The organism is Streptomyces sp. BBFR51, from assembly GCF_044591655.1.
In the GTDB taxonomy this organism is placed as follows: domain Bacteria; phylum Actinomycetota; class Actinomycetes; order Streptomycetales; family Streptomycetaceae; genus Streptomyces.
Map to the genome: position 1 here is coordinate 3,035,655 of NZ_CP172448.1, position 19,803 is coordinate 3,055,457.

General features: G+C 73.7%; 18 protein-coding genes and 1 tRNA gene. 6 read left to right on the forward strand and 13 right to left on the reverse strand.

Annotated elements, in window-relative coordinates; translation table 11 throughout:
• Nucleotides 1-4: 4 nt before the first annotated feature.
• Together ACGH7X_RS13725 and ACGH7X_RS13730 are read left to right on the forward strand one after the other, a co-directional pair.
• Nucleotides 5-2,725, forward strand: coding sequence for an FtsX-like permease family protein (locus ACGH7X_RS13725; protein ID WP_399885097.1), 2,721 nt, complete (start codon nucleotides 5-7; stop codon nucleotides 2,723-2,725).
• Between the two features lie 161 nt (nucleotides 2,726-2,886).
• Nucleotides 2,887-3,846 (forward strand): ABC transporter ATP-binding protein, encoded by a 960-nt coding sequence (locus tag ACGH7X_RS13730; protein WP_399896999.1) that lies wholly within the window; start codon nucleotides 2,887-2,889, stop codon nucleotides 3,844-3,846.
• Nucleotides 3,847-3,907: 61 nt separating this feature from the next.
• On the opposite strand, the gene ACGH7X_RS13735 is transcribed toward ACGH7X_RS13730, so the two are convergent.
• From ACGH7X_RS13735 to ettA, 3 genes are read right to left on the reverse strand one after another with little or no spacing between them, the layout of a single operon-like run.
• On the reverse strand, nucleotides 3,908-4,597 hold the full coding sequence (locus tag ACGH7X_RS13735) for a hypothetical protein (RefSeq protein ID WP_399885099.1): 690 nt from the start codon (nucleotides 4,595-4,597) through the stop codon (nucleotides 3,908-3,910).
• Nucleotides 4,594-5,004, reverse strand: coding sequence for an acyl-CoA thioesterase (locus ACGH7X_RS13740; RefSeq protein WP_399885101.1), 411 nt, complete (start codon nucleotides 5,002-5,004; stop codon nucleotides 4,594-4,596). The genes ACGH7X_RS13735 and ACGH7X_RS13740 overlap by 4 nt, the downstream gene beginning before the upstream one ends.
• A gap of 2 nt (nucleotides 5,005-5,006) precedes the next feature.
• Entirely contained in the window at nucleotides 5,007-6,671 is a 1,665-nt protein-coding gene (ettA, locus tag ACGH7X_RS13745; RefSeq protein WP_399885103.1) for an energy-dependent translational throttle protein EttA, read from the reverse strand.
• A 134-nt stretch (nucleotides 6,672-6,805) separates the two neighbouring features.
• Between ettA and ACGH7X_RS13750 the strand changes: the two genes are divergently transcribed.
• A complete protein-coding gene (locus ACGH7X_RS13750; RefSeq protein ID WP_399885105.1) occupies nucleotides 6,806-7,300 on the forward strand; it encodes an HAD domain-containing protein in 495 nt (164 codons plus the stop codon).
• Between the two features lie 64 nt (nucleotides 7,301-7,364).
• On the opposite strand, the gene ACGH7X_RS13755 is transcribed toward ACGH7X_RS13750, so the two are convergent.
• The 4 genes from ACGH7X_RS13755 to ACGH7X_RS13770 form a co-directional block, all read right to left on the reverse strand.
• Nucleotides 7,365-8,777: a Cys-Gln thioester bond-forming surface protein gene (locus ACGH7X_RS13755; protein ID WP_399885107.1), complete on the reverse strand. Its 1,413-nt coding sequence runs from the start codon at nucleotides 8,775-8,777 to the stop codon at nucleotides 7,365-7,367.
• 262 nt (nucleotides 8,778-9,039) lie between these two features.
• Nucleotides 9,040-9,507, reverse strand: coding sequence for a single-stranded DNA-binding protein (locus ACGH7X_RS13760; protein WP_399885109.1), 468 nt, complete (start codon nucleotides 9,505-9,507; stop codon nucleotides 9,040-9,042).
• A 266-nt stretch (nucleotides 9,508-9,773) separates the two neighbouring features.
• Nucleotides 9,774-11,879 carry a GTPase gene (locus tag ACGH7X_RS13765; RefSeq protein ID WP_399885111.1) on the reverse strand — a complete coding sequence of 702 codons (2,106 nt, stop codon included), beginning with the start codon at nucleotides 11,877-11,879 and terminating at the stop codon, nucleotides 9,774-9,776.
• Between the two features lie 3 nt (nucleotides 11,880-11,882).
• Entirely contained in the window at nucleotides 11,883-13,493 is a 1,611-nt protein-coding gene (locus ACGH7X_RS13770) for a dynamin family protein (RefSeq protein ID WP_399885113.1), read from the reverse strand.
• A 321-nt stretch (nucleotides 13,494-13,814) separates the two neighbouring features.
• Between ACGH7X_RS13770 and ACGH7X_RS13775 the strand changes: the two genes are divergently transcribed.
• Nucleotides 13,815-13,890: transfer RNA gene (locus ACGH7X_RS13775), tRNA-Arg, on the forward strand.
• A gap of 30 nt (nucleotides 13,891-13,920) precedes the next feature.
• Entirely contained in the window at nucleotides 13,921-14,898 is a 978-nt protein-coding gene (locus ACGH7X_RS13780) for a D-2-hydroxyacid dehydrogenase family protein (RefSeq protein WP_399885115.1), read from the forward strand.
• A 6-nt stretch (nucleotides 14,899-14,904) separates the two neighbouring features.
• On the opposite strand, the gene ACGH7X_RS13785 is transcribed toward ACGH7X_RS13780, so the two are convergent.
• Nucleotides 14,905-15,480 (reverse strand): DUF2087 domain-containing protein, encoded by a 576-nt coding sequence (locus tag ACGH7X_RS13785; protein ID WP_399897002.1) that lies wholly within the window; start codon nucleotides 15,478-15,480, stop codon nucleotides 14,905-14,907.
• Nucleotides 15,481-15,768: 288 nt separating this feature from the next.
• Between ACGH7X_RS13785 and chpF the strand changes: the two genes are divergently transcribed.
• Nucleotides 15,769-16,044, forward strand: coding sequence for a chaplin ChpF (chpF, locus tag ACGH7X_RS13790; RefSeq protein WP_399885117.1), 276 nt, complete (start codon nucleotides 15,769-15,771; stop codon nucleotides 16,042-16,044).
• Nucleotides 16,045-16,192: 148 nt separating this feature from the next.
• Here chpF and ACGH7X_RS13795 read toward each other — a convergent pair whose 3' ends face one another.
• The 5 genes from ACGH7X_RS13795 to ACGH7X_RS13815 form a co-directional block, all read right to left on the reverse strand.
• Entirely contained in the window at nucleotides 16,193-17,059 is an 867-nt protein-coding gene (locus ACGH7X_RS13795) for a tyrosinase family protein (RefSeq protein ID WP_399885119.1), read from the reverse strand.
• Nucleotides 17,043-17,639 carry a tyrosinase family oxidase copper chaperone gene (locus ACGH7X_RS13800; protein ID WP_399885121.1) on the reverse strand — a complete coding sequence of 199 codons (597 nt, stop codon included), beginning with the start codon at nucleotides 17,637-17,639 and terminating at the stop codon, nucleotides 17,043-17,045. Before ACGH7X_RS13800 ends, ACGH7X_RS13795 begins: the two co-directional genes overlap by 17 nt.
• 119 nt (nucleotides 17,640-17,758) lie before the next feature.
• Nucleotides 17,759-18,274: a hypothetical protein gene (locus ACGH7X_RS13805; protein WP_399885123.1), complete on the reverse strand. Its 516-nt coding sequence runs from the start codon at nucleotides 18,272-18,274 to the stop codon at nucleotides 17,759-17,761.
• Between the two features lie 79 nt (nucleotides 18,275-18,353).
• Entirely contained in the window at nucleotides 18,354-18,644 is a 291-nt protein-coding gene (locus ACGH7X_RS13810) for a hypothetical protein (RefSeq protein ID WP_399885125.1), read from the reverse strand.
• Between the two features lie 206 nt (nucleotides 18,645-18,850).
• Nucleotides 18,851-19,585 carry a hypothetical protein gene (locus tag ACGH7X_RS13815; protein ID WP_399885127.1) on the reverse strand — a complete coding sequence of 245 codons (735 nt, stop codon included), beginning with the start codon at nucleotides 19,583-19,585 and terminating at the stop codon, nucleotides 18,851-18,853.
• Nucleotides 19,586-19,803: the final 218 nt, after the last annotated feature.

A 19,803-nucleotide genomic window follows, 5' to 3' on the forward strand; every position in this document is an offset into this window, starting at 1 on the left:
CCCCGTGACCGCCCCGTGGGTACGCACCCGGCTGCGGGCCGCCCCCGGCGCCGCCCTCGCGCTGGCGGTGCTGGTGGCGCTGACCGCGTGCCTGGCCGCCGCGTTCCCCCGCGCGCTGGACCGGTACACGGACGCCGGTCTGCGCCAGGCCGTCGACCGGGCCGCGGCCGACGAGAGAAGCGTGCTGGTGGACTCCGCTCCCACCCTCGGGGGAAGCGTGGCGGAGGCCGAGGACAGCGTCCGGCCCAAGAGCCTCGCCGGCGGCTACCGGTCCGTCCTCGGCATCGTCGAACGCCCGCTCGTCATCGACGAGAAGCAGTCGTCCTACGGCGTCCGCGTCACCGAGAGCCTGCCCTCACCGGAGAAGTGGCTGCCCCGGCCCGACGGGCTCCCCGCGGAGATGGCCCTCGCGGCCCAGCAGGGTCTCGCCGACCACACCCGGGTGCGTTCCGGCCGGCTGCCCGAGGTCCCCGGCGGGCGGGCGACCATCTCGACCGCCGAGGTGGAGGCCGCGGTGACCGAGGAGACGGCCCGCACGCTGCACATGAAGGTGGGCTCGGTCGTCCACGTGCCGGGACAGCGCGACCTCACCGTCCGCGTCACCGGCATCGTCACGCCGGAGCGGCCCGACAGCGCCTACTGGTCCGTCGACTCCGTGCTGCGCACCCCCTCCCTGCGGCGCACGCCGGGTCCGCCCGGCGCCCCCAGCCCCACCTACTGGGTCGGCGGCCTGCTGCTCGCCCCCGAGGCGGGCCCCGCGCTGCTCGGCACGGCGCGGGTGGGCCGCTACTGGCACCTGGCACCCGACCCGGACTCGGTGCACAGCCGCGACCTCGACAAACTCGCCTCCGCCGTGGCCTCCCTGGAGTCCGGTCCCGGCCTGGAGCAGCTGCACTCGACGATCGACCCCCTGACGGAGGTCACGACGGGCCTCGACGACGTCTTCACCTCGTACGGGCAACTCCGCGGCGACGTCGGTCCGCTGGTCGTCGTCGCCGCGTCGGGCGCGGGCACGGTCGCCGCCGTCGTCCTGCTGATGGCGGGCGGCCTGGCCACCGACCGGCGCCGCGCCGAGCTGGCCCTGCTGCGGGCGCGCGGCGCCTCGGTGCGGGGCCTGGCGGGGCGGCTGCTGGCCGAGACGGCGGTCGTGGCCGTGCCCGCGGGCGCGCTCGGCCTCGGCGTGGCCCTGCTCGCGCTGCCCGGCGCCCGACTGCTCCCGGCGCTCTGGGCGGCCGCCGCGGTCACCGCCGTGGCCTGCCTCGCGCTGCCGCTGCGGGCCGCCGCCGCGCACCGCTCCGTACGGATCCACGACGGCCGGCGCGACGTGGCGTCGGCGCGTGCCTCCCGGCGCCGTACGGTCGCCGAACTGACGGTCGTGGTCCTGGCCCTCGGCGCCGTGGAGATGCTGCGCCGGCGCGGGGCGACGGAGGGTGCCGGCGATCTGGTGGCGGTGGCGCCGGTACTGATCGGAGTGATCGCCGCGCTGGTGCTGGTGCGCCTGTACCCACTGCCGCTGCGCGGCCTTGCCCGGCCGGCCCGGCGGCTGCGCGGCGCCGTCGGCCCGCTCGCGCTGGCCCGGGCCGGCCGCACCTCCGCCTCCGCCGTGCTGCCCCTGCTCGCGCTGCTGACCGCGTTCACCGTGGCGGCGTTCGGCGGCTCGGTCCTGAGCGGCGTGACCGACGCCCGCGACCGGGCGGCGCTGCTCGCCGTCGGCGCCGACGCCCGGGTGGAGGCGTCCGACGCGCTGCCCTCCGGCCTGCCCGACCGTCTCGGGCGGGCGTCCGGGGTGCGGGAGGTCACCGAGGTCGGCGTCGACTACCAGGCCAGGACACTGGACGGCCGCCAGTCGCTGCCCCTCGCGGGCGTGGACCCCGATGCGTACGCGGGGCTGGCACAGCGGACGGGCCTCGGCGCGTTCCCCGGGGGGAAGCTGACGCGGCCGGACGGCGCCGAGGGCGGCTCCGAGGACGCCGTACTGCCGGCGTTGGCCTCCCCCACGGTCGCCGAACGGTTCGGCGGCGGGGCGTTCCCGCTGCGCCTGGCCGACGGCAGCGTCGCCACGCTGCGGATCGTGCTGGTCCGCGACCACACCCCGGGCGTGCCCGGCGACGACTTCCTCGTCGTGGACCGGGCCGGGCTGTCCGGCGGGGCCGCGCGGCCGAACGTACTGCTGCTGACCGGCGACGACCTGAACGCGGGTGCGCTGCGCCGGGCGGCGGACGGCGCCGGCACCGTCCACCTGCGGTCCGTGGAGCGCGGCAAGTACGTGGACTCACCGCTGCAGTCCGGCGCGGAGCACATCTACACGGCCGCCGTGGCCGCCGCCGCCGGCTTCGCCGCCCTGGCCCTGCTGCTGTCCCTCGCGAGCACCGCGCCCGAACGCGCCGCGCTCCTCGCCCGGCTGCGCACCATGGGCCTCACCCGCGCCCAGGGCCGCCGCCTGCTCGTCCTGGAGTCCCTCCCCCAGGCCCTGCCCGCCGCGCTGGGCGGCATCCTGACCGGCTGGGCGGCGGTCCGGCTGCTCTCCCCCGGCATCGACCTGACGACCATCGCCCTGTCGACGGCGTCCCCGGTGGGCAGCGCCGAACTGCGCACCGACCCGTGGTCGCTGGCCGTCCCCGCGGTGGCGGTGCTGGTGCTCGCGGTGGGAGTGGCGGCACTCCAGGCGTGGTGGTCGGGCAGACGCGGGGCGGTGGCGGAACTCCGGGCGGGCGACGCGCGATGAACGGCGACGACGGCGGCCGGACCGCGCGGAGCCGCTCCGGCGTACGGGACGGAGCGGAGTCCGCGGACGAAGACACGGAGGAGACCGCGGAGGAAGACACGGAGGAGACCGCGGACGGAGACACGGAGGAGACCGCGGAGGAAGACACGGAGGAGACCCCGATGACGACCAACCCCACCCTCGCCGACCTGGCCGACCGCGCCACCGCGTCCCGGGACCGGCCCGCCTACGGCCACGACGCCCTGATCACCTGCGACCGCCTGGTCCGGATCTTCAGCGCGGACGGGGTGGAGGTGCAGGCCCTTCAGGGACTCGACCTGCTGGTCCGTGAGGGTGAGCTGATGGCCCTGGTCGGTGCCTCGGGCAGCGGCAAGTCCACGCTGATGAACATCCTGGCCGGCCTGGACACGCCGACCGCGGGGGCGGCCCGGGTCGCGGGGCGCGACCTGCTCGCGATGACGGCGAAGGACCGCCTGGCCTACCGCCGCACGGTGGTCGGCTTCGTGTGGCAGCAGACGTCCCGGAATCTCATGCCTTACCTGACGGCCGCGCAGAACGTGGCCCTGCCCATGCAGTTGGCCGGCACCGGCGGACGCCGGGCGGCGCGCACCGAACGTGCGCTGGAACTCCTGGACCTGATGGACCTCGCCGACTGCCGCGACCGCCGCCCGCAGCAGCTGTCCGGCGGGCAGCAGCAGCGGGTCGCCATCGCCGTGGCCCTCGCCGGCGACCCCTCGGTCCTGCTGGCCGACGAGCCGACGGGCGAACTGGACTCCCACACCGCGGAACAGATCTTCGCCGCCTTCCGCACCGCGAACGAACAGCTGGGCACCACCATCGTCATCGTCACCCACGACCAGGCGGTGGCCGGCGAGGTCCGCCGCACGGTCGCCATCCGCGACGGCCGCACCTCCACGGAGGTCCTGCGCCGCAGCGAGGTGGACGCCGAGACCGGCCACGAGACGGTGGTCGCCCGCGAGTACGCCATGCTCGACCGCGCCGGCCGGCTCCAGCTGCCCGCCGACTACACCGCGGCCCTCGGCATGCGCGACCGCGTCGCCCTGGAACTGGAGAGCGACCACATCGCCGTACGCCCGGACGACAGCGACACCCACCACTGAGCAGCCGGGGACGCCGGGAAGCCCGGGGGCTTCAGCCGGGGACGCGGCAAGCCCCGGGGGCTCAGCGCACGCTGATGCCCAGGGCCCCGGTGCCCGCCCGCCGCAGCGCGACGGACCCGTAGGGCGTGCGCAGCCGCAGCCACGAGCCCGAGGAGAAGAGCTTCGGCGCGTCCTCGCGGGAGCCCGACGCTCCGGGCGGCCGCAGGAACCCGAGCGACTGGGCCGCGTGCACGGCCCGCACCGGCAACCCGATGTCCCCGACCGTCCGGGACCAAATCTCCCCCCCGATCCGGTCGAGTTCGGCGCGGGTACGGGCCTCGGGTGCCAGCTCCCCCGTACGCGTACGGAACTCGGCGACCGCGGCGGAGACCAGCGCGCGCAGGGCGTCCGGCGCGGGCAGCCCCGGCTCGGCCCGCCAGCCGCCGCGCGGGGGCAGCACCCCGGCCCACGGCGGCCCCGTCACCGCACCGGGAACACGGGCGACGGCCGCCCGCTCGTCCACCGTCTCCAGCAGTTCCCCGGCGGAGACGGTCACGTCCAGCGTGACGTCGAGCCCGTTCTCGTACGGCTTGGCGAGCCGTGCCGCGCGCACGGCCAGCACCTCGAAGGAGGGCGGCCGTCCGAAGACGGCGAGGGCCGTGCCGGCCGCCTGGAGGCGCACGGCGGCCGAACGGTCGTAGTGGAGCAGGCGGGAGAGGAAGGCCGCGAGATCCGCGGCCTCCCCCTCGTCGGCCAGGTGGAGCACCGTCATGCGGCGACGGCCTCCTCCTTGGCGTCCGTGTACTCCTCGAGGAACTCCCGCTCCTCGGCGGTGAGCCGCCGGGGCCGCTGTGCCTCGAAGTCGAACGGCACGATCACCGTGGAGGCGCGGACGTAGATCTCGTCCCCGTCCTTGACCTCGTAGGTGAGGGTGAAGGAGGCGGCCCTGATCTGCGTGACCCACAGCTCGACGTCGACCGGGTGGTGCCGGTGGACGAGCTGCCGCTTGTAGTCGATCTCATGGCGTGCCACCACGGACCCCTGCTTGAAGTCCTTCTCCGGGCGGAACAGGAAGTCGATACGGGCCTCCTCCAGATAGCGGAGGAAGACCACGTTGTTGACGTGGCCGTACGCGTCCATGTCCGCCCAGCGCAGTGGGCAGCGGTAGATGTGCCGCAAGATCAGCCCCGGGTCAGCTTCTTGTAGGTGGCGCGGTGCGGACGGGCGGCGTCCGCGCCCAGCCGCTCGACCTTGTTCTTCTCGTACGACTCGAAGTTGCCCTCGAACCAGAACCACTTGGACTCGCCCTCGTAGGCGAGGATGTGCGTGGCGACCCGGTCGAGGAACCACCGGTCGTGGGAGACGACCACGGCGCAGCCGGGGAACTCGAGCAGCGCGTTCTCGAGGCTGGAGAGGGTCTCGACGTCGAGGTCGTTGGTCGGCTCGTCGAGGAGCAGCAGGTTGCCGCCCTGCTTGAGGGTGAGCGCGAGGTTCAGCCGGTTGCGCTCACCGCCGGAGAGCACGCCGGCCGCCTTCTGCTGGTCCGGCCCCTTGAACCCGAAGGCGGAGACGTACGCCCGCGAGGGCATCTCGACCTGCCCGACATTGATGTAGTCCAGCTCGTCGGAGACGACAGCCCACAGCGACTTCTTGGGGTCGATGTTCTCTCGGCTCTGGTCGACGTAGGAGATCTTGACGGTGTCGCCGACCTTGATGCTGCCGGCGTCCGGCTCCTCGAAGCCCTGGATCATCTTGAAGAGCGTCGTCTTGCCGGCGCCGTTGGGCCCGATGACCCCGACGATCCCGTTGCGCGGCAGCGTGAAGGAGAGGTCGTCGATGAGGACCTTCTCTCCGAAGGCCTTGCTCAGGTTGTTCACCTCGACGACGACGCTGCCGAGCCGCGGCCCCGGCGGGATCTGGATCTCCTCGAAGTCCAGCTTCCGCATCTTGTCGGCCTCGGCGGCCATCTCCTCGTACCGCGCGAGGCGGGCCTTGGATTTGGCCTGCCGTCCCTTGGCGTTGGAGCGCACCCAGTCCAGCTCGTCCTTGAGGCGCTTCTGCCGCTTGGCGTCCTTGGCACCCTCGACCTTGAGGCGGGTGGCCTTGGTCTCCAGGTACTTGGAGTAGTTGCCCTCGTAGCCGTGCAGCCGGCCGCGGTCGACCTCGCAGATCCAGCCGGCGACGTTGTCCAGGAAGTACCGGTCGTGGGTGACGGCCACGACGGTGCCCTCGTACTTGGCGAGGTGCTGCTCCAGCCAGTTCACCGACTCGGCGTCGAGGTGGTTGGTGGGCTCGTCGAGCAGCAGCAGGTCGGGCGCCTCGAGCAGCAGCTTGCACAGCGCCACGCGGCGCTTCTCGCCACCGGAGAGGTTGGCGACGGCCGAGTCACCGGGCGGGCAGCCCAGCGCGTCCATCGCCTGCTCCAGCTGGGCGTCGAGGTCCCAGGCGTTGGCGTGGTCGAGCTCCTCCTGAAGCTTGCCCATCTCCTCGAGCAGCGCGTCCGAGTAGTCCGTCGCCATCTGCTCGGCGATCTCGTTGAACCGGTCGAGCTTGCCCTTGACCTCGGAGACACCCTCCTGGACGTTCTCCAGGACGGTCTTCTCCTCGTTCAGCGGGGGCTCCTGGAGCAGGATGCCGACCGTGTAACCGGGAGCCAGGAAGGCATCCCCGTTCGACGGCTGCTCAAGCCCCGCCATGATCTTCAGAACGGTCGACTTACCGGCGCCGTTCGGTCCGACCACACCGATCTTCGCGCCGGGCAGGAAGCTCAGGGTGACGTCATCAAGGATCACCTTGTCGCCGTGCGCCTTGCGCGCCTTGCGCATGGTGTAAATGTACTCAGCCAAGAGAAACCGTCCGGCAGCTTGATCAGGCAGTGGGCAGATACACCCCATCTTGCCGCACCGCCACCCCTGCGCGGAAACGCGTTCCGCCCGGCGCTTCTGACCAGGCATTTCTCGCACCGGGCTAGGGTGCCGCCATGACCAGCGCTCCGGAGCGCCCCCTCCTCTTCCTCGACGTCGACGGCCCACTGATCCCGTTCGGATCACCGACCGGCGCCTCGACACCCGCCGATCACGGAAATCCACTGCTGGCCCGACTCGACCCCGGAATCGGGGCGCGGCTCATGGCGTTGGGCTGCGATCTCGTATGGGCGACGACGTGGATGGAGGAGGCGAACGAGGTCGTCGCCCCACGCATCGGACTACCGAGGCTGCCCGTGCTGGACTGGCCGGAGCACAGCGCCGAGGAAGGGCCGCGTGGCCTGCACTGGAAGACGCGCCCCCTGGTCGAGTGGGCCCACGGCCGCCCCTTCGTCTGGGTCGACGACGAGATCAACGCCATGGACCGCCAGTGGATCGCCGCCGGCCACCCCGGGCCGTCACTGCTTCGTCAGGTCGACCCGGCCAAGGGACTCGAAGGCGCTGACTTCTGTGCCCTCGCGGGATGGCTCGGTGCCGTCACGCGGGGGTGAGTAGCGCCTCGGGAATTCGGTCCGCGTCCGCGCCTGGTGCCGTCGGCGGTTGAGGAGGGCCGGGTCAGCTCTCCTGCTTCCCGCGCAGGAGCAGCAGGACCGCGCCGCCGATGACGACCAGGCCGATGGCCGCGCCGCCGATGAGGGGGGTCGCGTTCGAGCTGCCGGTTTCGGCGAGGTTGGGATCCGGGGTGGGGGTGGTGACGGGCGTGGTGGGGGCCGGTTCGCTGAGGGGGTGGGTGGTGTCGGTCAGGGCGGCGCTCCGGGTGCGGCAGTCGAGGACGCCGGTGAAGCGCTGTGCGAAGCCGGCCGGGCCGCGGATGGTGAAGTCGTAGGCGCGGTCCTCCGGGAGCGGGACCGGCACCGTGCGGGTCTCACCCGGCGCGATGGTGTACTCGGCGTCCAGGAGTTCGAAGGTGAAGGGCTCGTCGCCCTTGTTGAGTGCGGTGATGTCCAGGGCACCCTCGGCACAGTCCTTCTCGGCGGACAGGGCGGGTATCGCGCCGCCGGCGGCCCAGGTGGCGGTCGCCGTCGCGGCGACCGTGGACTCGCTGGAGCCGGCCAGGATCTGGGTCTGGCTGCGGCTCTCGGAGGCGAAGGCGCGGCCGACCGGCACGGTGGTCGACGCCTGGACGGACAGCTCGGCGGTGCCTGGCTCGGCGTCCTCGGGGACGTCGAAGAAGATCTGGCTGCCGTCGGTGACCTCGGTGACGGGTATGCCCTTCTTGTCGACGACGCGGACCGCGTCGTCGGCGGTGGCGGTGGCGGCCACCGGGGGTGTCACCGTCGCGCCGTCGGCGTTGGTGTGGACGGTCACCGGGCCGAGCCGCTCACCGGGGTGGCCGGAGACGGCGGGCGGGTCCAGGGTGAGGGACGCCTCGGGCTCCGCGAGGGCGCGGGCGTGCTTCTCCAGGTAGTCGGCGAGCCGCTCGGCCTGCGGGTCGACGGCCTCGACGTCCGTGTCGTCCGAGTAACGCCAGATGGCGACCTGCGTACCGACCGCCGCCTCCTCTTCGGTGAGCGCGCGGACGTCCGCCTTCTTCGCGAGCGCGGCGAGGTCGTTGACCTGCGGGTAGCTGTTCTGCAGGATCCAACGGACGCGGCCGGCGTCCTTGTTGGTGCCCAGCGACGTCCCGCTCCAGGGCGTTTCCTGGTACTTGGCGTCCTTCTGCGTCGGGTTCTGGATGTCGACGCAGTACGTCTGGAGCATGCCGCCGCCCTCGACGGACATCTCGAACAGGCCGGCCGGCACCTCCTGGTCGCCGTCGTCCCCGTGGATGACGGCGGTGCCGTGCGTCTTGAGGCCTCCTATGGTGGCCGTCGCCCCGCCCTGACCCCGCGACCCGTCCTGGGCGGCGGCGGCCGGAGCGGCACCGTTCACCACACCGGCGACGGCGAGCGCGGACACCAGCGCCGCGGCGGCGAGGCGCGCCGCCCCTCGACCGGGCAGAGACGGCACAGTGAGCGAAGAAAACACCAAATTCCCCTTCGAGCAGGACCCGTTGGCGTGGGGGGCACGGTCCCACCAGCAGAATCAGCAGCCCCACAGGGCTCGTTCGGCATCCTAAGGACGTGACGGACCGCGCTTGCCGTTGATGTTCGTCCGCACGGTGATCCGACTCGGAATCGTTATCGCCGGGAGTGCCTGTGAGCAGGGCTTATCGACAAATCCACCCGCGCTCGTCCGGGCACATGCGCCGATAAGCCGTACTCCGGGCGGTTCCGGCAGACCCCCGGTTTCATGCCACCGCTACGGGCTCCGGTCGCTGTTCGTGGGCCTGGCCGGCCGGCTCCGCCGCCGGGGTCTCCCAGTTGGGCTCCGGCTGCGGTGGCGAGACCGATGTCTCCGCCCTGCCGGTGCGCCGGAACGCCGCCGTGCCGCGCGCCAGGTCGTGGCCGATCGCCACCGCGTCGATGTCGGCCGAGGTCCGGCTCTGTCCGTCGCGCACGTCCGTGCGCACCTTCAACCGGCCCTGGACGACGACGGGGTCGCCCACCGCCAGCGACGCCGAGGCGTTGGTGGCGAGCTGCCGGTTGGCCCACACCGTGAAGAAGTTGGTGTGGCCGTCGGTCCAGGCGCTCTTGTCGCGGTCCCAGTAGCGCGCGGTGACGGCGAGCCGGAAGCGCGCCGACGGTCCGTTCGCCAGGTCCCGGAAGACCGGCTGGGTTGCCACGTTGCCCACGGCGCAGATCATCGTCTCGTTCATCGCGAGTCCTCCCTCCCGTACGGGCCCCTCCCGTACGGCGGCCGTGGCGACCGCGTCCGTCGCGATCGCCGCGAAGCCAGAGTGCCCGCGTCCGGCCGCGCCCGCCGGGGGCTGTGGATCGGCCGTCCACCTGTGGAGAACTCCGCCACCCGTGCGGGTGGATGGACACCGCGACGCGGGACCACACGCCCCCGCGCACACGCACCAGCGCCCCGCGCCGGACCTCAGCCCGCCACCTCGCCGCGCCCCCTACCTCACCGCGCCCCCTACCTCGCCGCGGCCCCCACTCCCGTCACCCGCCCGTACTGTTCCCGCACCTCGCGGTACCGCAGCAGTTCCGCCGCCAGCGGATCCAGCACCCTGGCCCGGCCGCATCCCGCGGCCGCCTCCCGCAACAGGCGTTCCGCCTCGTGGCCGTAGCGCCTGGCGGGTCCACGTGCCGCCAGGCGGCAGCTCCACTCGATGAGGGGGCCGCCGACGATGCCGGCCACCATCAGCAGCACCGGCACGCCCAGGTTCGGCGGCACGAAGCCGATGATCTGGGCCAGCAGCCACAGGCCGCCCACCACCTGGAGCAGCGTCATGGACGCCTGGGCGAGGACCGCCACCGGCCACCACCCGGGCCGCGGCGGGCGCCCCGGCGGCAGTCCCGTGCGCACCGCCAGCTCGTCGAGGGCCTCGGGCAGCCCCTGGGCGCCGCGGACGGCCGCCTCGCGCATCGCCTGTGCCCAGGGCGCCGGCAGTCCCGCCGACGCCCGTTCCGACACCGTACGCACCGCCTGCTCCACGCGCTGACGGGCCGTGGCCTCCTCGTCCGCCTGGGCGCGCGGCGACAGCCGTCCCGTGGCGGGTTCGCGCCGGTCGTGGTGCCAGCGCCACAGTCGCAGCCAGGGCGTCCCGCATGCGCGGTTGGCGTTGCGCAGCCAGGCGCGTTCGGCCGCCTCGCCCGCCGCGGTGGCGCCCACCGCGTCCGCGAGCCGGCCCGCGAACTCCTCCCGCGCCTCCTCGCTGAGCCCGGTCCGCCGCCCGGTGACGTACACGGGGCGCAGGTGCCGGGCCGCGGCGTCCACGTCGGCCGCGATGCGGCGGGCGGGGGCCTGCCGCTCGGCGACGAACTGGCCCAGTGTCTCGCGCAGTTCGCCGATGCCCTCCCCGGTGAGCGCGGACAGGGCGAGCACGGTCGCGCCGGGTTCGCCGTACTCGCCCAGCGCGATGCCGTCCTCGTCGAGCAGGCGCCGCAGGTCGTCGAGGACCTGCTCGGCGGCCTCGCCGGGGAGCCGGTCGACCTGGTTGAGGACGACGAAGGTGACCTCCGCGTGGCCCGCCATCGGCCGCAGATAGCGCTCGTGGAGCACGGCGTCGGCGTACTTCTCCGGGTCGACGACCCAGATGACGGCGTCGACCAGCGCCAGAATGCGGTCCACCTGCTCGCGGTGCTGCACCGCCGCCGAGTCGTGGTCGGGCAGGTCGATGAGGACCAGCCCGCGCAGCGGCGACTCGGCGTCGGGGTGCTGGAGCGGGCGGCGGCGCAGCCGGCCGGGGATGCCGAGCCGGTCCAGGAGGCTGGCCGCGCCGTCGCTCCAACTGCACGCGATGGGCGCGGCGGTGGTCGGCCGGCGGACGCCCGTCTCGGAGATCGTCACCCCGGCGAGGGTGTTGAACAGCTGCGACTTGCCGCTGCCGGTCGCGCCCGCGATGGCGACGACGGTGTGCTGTCCGGAGAGCCTGCGCCGCGCGGCGGCCTCGTCGAGGACCCGGCCCGCCTCGGCCAGGGTCCCGCTGTCGAGCCGGGTCCGGGAGAGCCCCACCAGTTCGCGCAGCGCGTCCAGCCGTGACCTGAGCTGCCCGTCGTAGGCGAGCGGCATCAGGGCGGCCGAGGAGGAGGCGGGCCGGCTCGGCAGGACGGCGTACTGCTCCGCCGTGCCGTTCTCGTCCACCCGCCGCGCGATCAGCCCGTCGCCCCAGGCGCCCTCCCCGTCCCCGGAACCGGCCGCACCACCGGACGTACCCCCGGCAGCAGCACCTGACTTCCCACCGGCCGCACCACCGTCAAAACCGCCGGACGAACCGCCTGACGAACCGCCTGACGAACCGCCTGACGATCCGCCTGACGAACCCCCGGCCGCACCCTCGGCACGGTCCGCGCGGCGGGACCCCCCGGCGTCGTCCTTCACGCGCGCGGGGGACACGTCGTCCCGGTCGGGGCGCTCACGGCCGGCGGCGGCCTCCTTCTCGGCGGGCCGCTCCGGACTCCGGCCGTCCCACCGGCCCGGATCGCCGGCGCCGCCCGCACGCACTGCCGCCGCCTCCTCCTTCGTCGTCGTCGTGTGGTCGGTGTGCTCGGTGGGGTCCTGGTCAGTGACGGCGGTCACCGGTCACCTCTCCTTCTGCAGTACGGACAGCGCGGCGATGAGTTCGGCCTGCGGCTCGGGGTGCACCTCGAGACCGTCGAGCGGCGCCAGCCTGCGCTCGCGCTCGACGTGCATGACCCGGTCGACGTGTTCGTCCAGCAGCCGCCCGCCCCGGTCGCGCAGCCGCAGCGCGCCGTGGGCGCCGATCCGCTCGGCGAGCCGCTCCCCGGCGACGCGTGCGCGCCGGCCGCCCAGCAGCACGGTGGCGACCAGGCCGGCCACCACCCCGGGGTCCGGTGCCAGGTTCCGGTCCAGCTCGCGCACCTCCTCCTCGGCGTACTCCTCCAGCTCCCGGCGCCACCGCCGTACGGCCAGCCCGATGCGGTGCTCGGCGCTCTCCGGCACGGGGGTACGCGCCGCGAGTTCGGGGGCGCCCGCAGCCGGTTCGTGCCGCCAGGCCCCGTCCACGCGTTCGTCGGCGGCGGTGACGGCGCACAGCAGCAGGGCGCTGAGGCTCTCCACCAGAGAGTCGAGGAGTTCCTCGGGGGAGCAGTCGAGGGGGAAGGCCCGCCAGCGCTTCAGCGCGTCCCCGGCGAGTACGGCGCCCGCCTGCAACCGCCCCCGCACGCGCGCGTGCTCCCCGTCGTAGGCGCCGTCGACGGCGGCGGTGAGCCGCAGCGCGGCCGCGTACTGCGCGGCGGTGGCACCGGCCAGTTCGGGCATCCGGGACTTGAGCGAGTCCAGGATGCCGTGCGCCGTACGGGCCATGGCGTGGTGCCGGGCGTCGAGTTCCTGGGCCCGGTGGACGAGCCAGGAGCGCAGCGGCGCCACGGCGCTGGCCGGCAGCAGGCCGCCGCCCCAGGCCGACTCGGGCAGTTCGGGGACGGTGAAGCGGGGGACGTCGCCTAGCCCGGCCTTGGTGAGCAGGGCCCCGTACTGCCGCGACACCTCGGACACCACCTGGTGGGGCACCCGGTCGAGCACGGTGACCAGGGTGGCGTCGTACTCCTTGGCGGTGCGCAGCAGATGCCAGGGCACCGCGTCGGCGTAGCGGGCGGCCGTGGTGACCATCACCCAGATGTCGGCGGCACAGAGCAGTTCGGCCGCCAGGACGCGGTTGTCGGCGACGAGGGAGTCGATGTCGGGCGCGTCCAGGAGGGCGACGCCGGGCGGCAGGGTGTCGGCGGTCTCGACACGCAGCACGCGCGCGGGGTTCTCGCCGGGCAGCAGCAGGTCGTCGTCCGGGTCCTCCCGGTGGGGCACCCACACGCGCGTGAGGTCGGGCAGCACCCGCATGCCGCTGAACCAGTGGTGGTCCTCCGGGTGGCACACCAGGACCGGCGTGCGGGTCGTGGGCCGCAGCACACCCGCCTCGCTGACCCGGCGCCCCACCAGGGAGTTCACCAGGGTCGACTTACCGGCGCCGGTGGATCCGCCCACCACGGCCAGCAAGGGCGCCTCGGGCTCTTTCAGGCGGGGCACCAGGTAGTCGTCGAGCTGGGCGAGCAGCTCGTCGCGGTTGGCACGCGCGCGTGGGGCCCCCGCCAGGGGCAGCGGGAAGCGTGCGGCCGCGACACGGTCGCGCAGGGCGGAGAGTGCGTCGAGCAACTGAGGCCGTACGTCCAAGGTCACCACATGTGAAGAATGCCCAATTTTAGGGGAATTCTGAAGCATATGAGCATGTCTGCGCGCCGAGCGGACACTTCGGGCGGAAGGGACTACTGGGACGTGAGGACAGTCCAGGCATAACGAGTGGACAACACCCGATGCGCGAGACGCCAAAAGCGATGCACGATTCGTACCTGCCTGCGATTATCAGGACCGCTTCACCGAACCTCCACATCGAGCCACGGAGGCGAGGCATGAGGGACATGGAGCCGGGAGCCCTATCCTTGTCCCCGGCGACGTCACGGACCGGCCCACACCAGGGCACCACGACCGAGGCCACCACACCAGGCCCCCGTAGCTCAGTGGATAGAGCAGGCGCCTTCTAAGCGCTTGGCCGCAGGTTCGAGTCCTGCCGGGGGCGCCACTGCCCGTTTGGCGGGAGGGACCGGACGACGTGCGACTGCGCTGCGCGGTGCTGGACGACTTCCAGCAGGTGGCGACCGAGATCGCCGACTGGTCCCCGATCGCCGACGCCGTGGACGTCGTGTCCTTCGACACCCATTTCACCGACGAGGACGCGCTCGCCGCGGCGCTCGCCGACATCGACATCGTGGTCACGCTGCGCGAACGCGTGTCCTTCCCCGGGTCACTGATCGCCCGGCTGCCCCGGCTGAAGCTGATCGTCGCCTCGGGCATGCGCAACAGCGTGATCGACTACGCCGCCGCCGACGCGCACGGCGTCACCGTCTGCGGTACGGCCTCGTCCTCGACCCCGCCCGTCGAGCTGACCTGGGCCCTGCTGCTCGGCCTGGCCCGCGGCATCGTCGAGGAGGGCGTCGGACTGCGCGAGGGCGGTCCCTGGCAGCGGACGGTGGGCGCCGACCTGCACGGCCGCCGGCTCGGGCTGCTGGGCCTGGGCAAGATCGGCGGCCGGGTGGCGCAGGTCGGCCTCGCCTTCGGCATGCGGGTGAGCGCCTGGAGCCAGAACCTCACCCGGGAACGCGCCGAGGAGGTCGGCGTCGAACTCGCCCCCTCCAAGGAGGAGCTCCTGCGGACCGCCGACTTCGTCTCCGTCCACCTGGCGCTGGGCGACCGCACCCGCGGCCTGCTCGGCCCCGCCGAACTGGCCCTGCTCAAGCCGACCGCCTATCTGATCAACACCTCGCGCGCGGCCGTCGTCGACCAGGAGGCCCTGCTCGCGGTGCTGCACGAGGGCCGCATCGCGGGTGCGGGCGTGGACGTCTTCGACACCGAGCCACTGCCCGCCGGCCATCCGATGCGCACCGCCCCGCGCCTGCTCGCGACACCCCACCTCGGGTATGTCTCGCGCGCCAACTACGCCACGTACTACGGCCAGGCCGTCGAGGCGATCCAGGCATACCTCGCCGGCTCCCCCGTACGCCGTCTGCCCGTGCCCCCGCCCTCGGCGTAAGGGCGCTCAGGCGGTGCCCGCACGGGTGGAGTCCGCCGGGCGCGAGTAGATTCCGTCGCTCCGACGCAGGTGACCGAAGTCCACCAGATGGCGCCGGAGCGTCACATGGTCGACCTCGCCGTCCTCGCACCACGCCCGCAGCTTCCCGTCGACGGTGCGCTCCGGGTACTCCACGCCGGGGGCGAAGGTCTGCTCGGCGATGTGCCGCAGCACCACCTTCTTGCGCGTCCAGCGCGCGGGGAGGCGGACCAGCCGGCCGTCCCTGACGAAGGTCCGCACGATCATGCCGACCCGGTCGTCCTCGCCCTCCCCCTGCTCCCCGGCCGCCTCCGCCACCGGGCGGCCGGCGCGGGCCAGCTCCCGGAAGCGGTCATGGGCGACGACGAGCTCACCGTCGTGCCCGGACGTCACCACGCCCTGTTCCCGCAGCCGGCGCAGCGCGCCGGCCGTCTCCTTCGCGGAGAGGCCTGCCGTCCGGGCCACCCGCGTGGCGTCGCCCGCGCCCAGCGCCACGGCCGCGAAGGCCCGCACCCGGCTCTCTTCGGCGAACAGACCGGGCAGCGCGGCCAGTGCGGACGCCACAGACGGTGCGGACGCCACGGACGGTGCGGACGCCACGGACGGTGCGGTCGGGGCGGACGCTGCGGACGGCTCCGGTGACTCGATGGACGAGTCGGATCGGTCGTTTGGCATGCCGGGAGGCTAGTGGACACGGCACGGCGCACGGCAACGGTTTTCGGCCCTCCGCCCTCCCCTCCAAAAAGGGTGATCCGCACATTCCCCCCGTGACCCGCCGCGACCGGGTGCGTTGAACCGGCAGTGCGGCGGCGCGTCCTGCCGTCGCGCTCCCCGAGTCAGAAGGAGAACGTGATGTCTCGCATCGCGAAGGCCGCAGGCGTCGCCCTCGGCGCCGGTGCCGTGGTGCTCAGCGGCACCGGCCTGGCCATGGCGGACGCGGGCGCGGAGGGCGCGGCCGTCGGCTCGCCCGGCGTCCTGTCCGGCAACGTCGTCCAGGTGCCGGTGCACGTGCCGGTCAACCTGTGCGGCAACACCATCGACGTGATCGGCCTGCTGAACCCGGCCTTCGGCAACGCCTGCGAAAACGGCGACGACGACGGCGACAAGAGCGGCGGCTACGGCGGCTGAGTCCCCCAGGCACCCGAGAAGAGCCCCGGCCTTCCCAGCCGGGGCTCTTCCCGTACCCGAGCCGGCTCCGCTCGGACCTACCGGCTCCGCTCGGATGTACCGGCTCTGCTCGGACGTACCGGCCCTGACCGGACGCGCCGGACCCGGCTCAGGCGTACCGGTAGATCCCGCCGACGTCCTCCAGTTCGTCCGGCGTCACGTCCCACGGCGGCAGCTTCTCGTGCCGTGCGACGATCCGCCCGCGCTGCGCGCTGCCCCGGCCGGGCGGCTCGGCGGGCAGGTAGCGGGCGCCGCGGTGACGGGCCTGCCAGCGGGACCACTGCAGGTCGATGAAGGCGTGGTGCAGCCAGAACACCGGGTCGTTGACCGAGGCGCCGCCGACCATCGCCCCGCCGACCCAGCGGTGCACGCGGTTGTGGTTGCGCCAGGAGACGCTGCCGCGCCCGGTCCCCCACCCCTCCAGCTTGTTGCGGAACCCCTTGCGGACCGTGGAGTCGTACGGTGAGACGTCGTACTTCGGGTCGTCCAGTGCCCACTCCAGGTCGCTCTTGGAGGGCAGGTCGATGGGGTCGCCCGCGCGTCCGAGGTCCCGGGTGAGGTACTCCGTGTCGGTGACGTTCACCTTCAGGGTCCAGTCGCCCCCGGCGTGGGCGAACGGCCCGGTGGTGACCCGGTGGTCGGAGCGCCGCCCGGTGCCGCCCAGGAGGTCGGCGGTCCAGGGCGTGGAGGCGGCGCCGCGGTTCTTCGTCCAGTCCCAGTACGGCACCGTGACCGACGAGTCGACCCGGCGCAGCGCCTCCTCCAGGTCCAGCAGGAACCGGCGGTGCCAGGGCAGGAAGGACGGCGCCATGTGTGCCGTACGCAGCCCGTCCTCGCCGTCGGAGACGTAGTACTCGATGTGGGTGCGCACGAACTCGTCGTACTCGCCGCGCCGTTTGATCTCCAGCAGCGCCTTGACGAACCGCCGCTTCTCGGCGCGGGTCAGCGTGCTGACGTCCTTACGCGTGTACGCCATGGTGCCCCCCGGAGTGCTGGTCGTGGCCGGTGGCCGGCGTGTCGCGCAGCTGCTCGCCGGGGCCGAGTTCGTCGACGGCGCCGCGGGCCGCGTCGAGCGGGGTGGGGTAGGAGCGGTAGTGGTCGACCATGCTCAGCCAGCTGCCGTCGGCCCGGCGCATCAGGTGCAGCGGCCGGCCGTCCACCGTGACGTGCCAGGTGCCGGCGCCGACGGCCCGTCCGGCGGCGGAGCGGATGCCACGGATGCGCCGGCCGCGGTAGGTCTCGTCGAACGCGGCGTTCCCGGCGGGCTCGACGAGCTCGACGGCGTGCGGCTCGGGGTGCGCGTGCCCCGCCGCGCCGCCGGTGGCGGCAGCGTCGGGGGCGACGGTCTCGGCTGCCCCGGAGGGCCGGGAGGCGGCGACCAGCGGCGCCAGGCCGACGGCGAGGGCCGCCGGGGCGAGCAGCCCCCGCATCAGCTGCCGCCGCGTTCCGAACGCCGGCCCGCCTCTCGCCGCCCCCTCCGCCGCGTACTCCCGCTCCGGCTTCCGCTCCGTGCCTCTCGCTCCCGCGTTCGTGTTCGTGTTCGTGTCGATGACCATGACTCGCTCCTCGTCCGGTTCCGGTGGTCCGCACCGCTAACCGCACGGCGGGCCCCGCGGTCACCGCCCGCAGGGCCACTCGGAGCACGGCCGCTCCAGGAGCGAGGTCGCCGCAGGGGCTACAGCCCCGGTCCGACGCCCAGGTCGGCCACCGGAACCGTCTGGACCACCGGGGCCAGCAGCCCGGCCTGCGGGAGCTTGGCGGCCGGCAGGCCGAGGGCGTCGGGGTTCGGCGCGGTGAGCGGGGCGTCCAGGGACAGACCCGGCGCCAGGGTCCGCAGCTCGGCGGCGGGGGCGTCGAGGGCGGCGTGGTCGAAGTCGTCGCCGAGGACGTGCGGCAGCGGCTGGCGCAGGTCGGCGCCGGGCAGCCCGCCGTGCACCGGCAACTGCGGCAGTGTCCGCTCCGGCAGCAGCCGGCCCTCGACATACCGCGGGCCCTCCGGCGCGCCGGCCGTCGGCACGGGCAGCTCGCCCGCCACCTCGGGCAGTTCCATGCCGAGGGCCGTCTCCGCGCCCTCCAGCGGCACCGGCACGGGGATCGCGCCGGCCGCGGCGGCGGGGGTCGCGGCTACGCCCACGGCGGCGGCCACACCGGTGACGACGGCGGCCAGGGTTCGTCTGGTGGTCGACTTCATGACAGGCACGGTCCCTTTCAGGAATGCGGGAAGGCTCGCGGAGAGAACACGACGGGGTTCCGGCGGCGTGGAACTTGGCTCAGCCGCCCAGCGGGAGGCCGCCGAGCAGGCCGCTCGCGGAGTTCAGCTCGCCGGCCGCGCCGTTCACGGTGTGCAGCACGGAGTCCTTGTTCTCGGTGTTCAGCGCGTCCGACTGGTGCTTCAGCGGCATGACGTCGATGGGCTCCGCGGTCAGCGCGTTCACGGCGCCGTTGAGGCTGGTGGGCGTGAGGGCGGCGGCGTCGGCGGCGTCGTAGGCGAACGCGGGGGCGGCGGATCCGACGGCGGCCAGGGACCCGGCGACGACAGCGACGGCCTTGAGGGACTTCATCGTGTTCCTTTCCTCGGCGACCCGTGTCACCGGAGTCACCGGAGCAATTGCTGACGCCATGCGTAACGACCTGCACCGGGCGCGGAAACCCCGCTTCCGGAAGACATATGAGATCTCCGGAGGACGAGACCAGGGGGACGAAACGGAGAACGGGCCGTCGCGCCATCCCCGCGGGGATGGCGCGACGGCCCGGAACGCCGTGGGCGTCAGGAGGGGTTCGCCGGTGCGGCGGCCTCCGGTGTGGTGGCCTCGGGCGCGCTCGGCACCGCCGGCAGGCCGGCCAGGTCCGCGGCGGGCAGGCCGTTGCCGACCAGCGTGGCGGCGACGACGTTGACGATGCCCGTCATCACGTCCTTGACGGCCGGGCTCACCTGTTCGGCGGTACCGGAGGTGGTGGCCTTGACCAGGGCGTCGACCTGCTTCTGAAGAGCGGCGTGCGCGGTGGCGGACAGGTCGGACGCCGCCGCCGTCCCGTCACCGCTCTGCGCCGTGACGGGCGCCGTGACGGGTGCCGGCAGCGTGACCGGGGTGTCGGCCTCCGGCGCGGTCACGGCCGGCGGCTGCGCCGGGGTGCTCGTGCCGGGAGTGGTCGCCGCGTCGTCGGTGTCCGTACCCGCCGCGGCCGCCGCGTCCGCCTTGGCGAGGGCGTCCTTGACGGCGGTGGAGAGCTTGTCCGCGTCGGCGGCGGAGAGTTGGCCGTTGTCGGCCTTCAGGACGGCGCCGAGCATGTCGGTGACCGGCGTGAGCACTCCGCCCAGGCCGGCCAGGCTGCCGACCTGGCTCTGGAGTTCGTCCGCGTCGGGGAGGGGTGCGTGGGAGGCCGCGTGGGTGCGTTCCCGGACCGATTCGCCATCGGCCGCCATCACCGCCGGACCGGAGAGGCCGATCAGCAGGCCGGCGCAGAGAGCGGTGCCGGCGATTCGCCGTGCGGGCAGACGCATGAGGGGTTCCTTTCGGTGGTGCGTCGGATCTTGTGCCCACCGTGGAAGCGCCCCTCGCCCTCTGCAACCGAGCGGTGACCGGACCTGACCGCCCGCCTTTCTTACTGTCGTCGTCCTGCCTGGTGAGACGCCTGTCAAGTCCCGTACGCCGTGTCGGCGTCCGGAACCCCCATTCGGGGCAGCACACCGCCGTCCGTGCGGCAACGCGAACCGGCCGC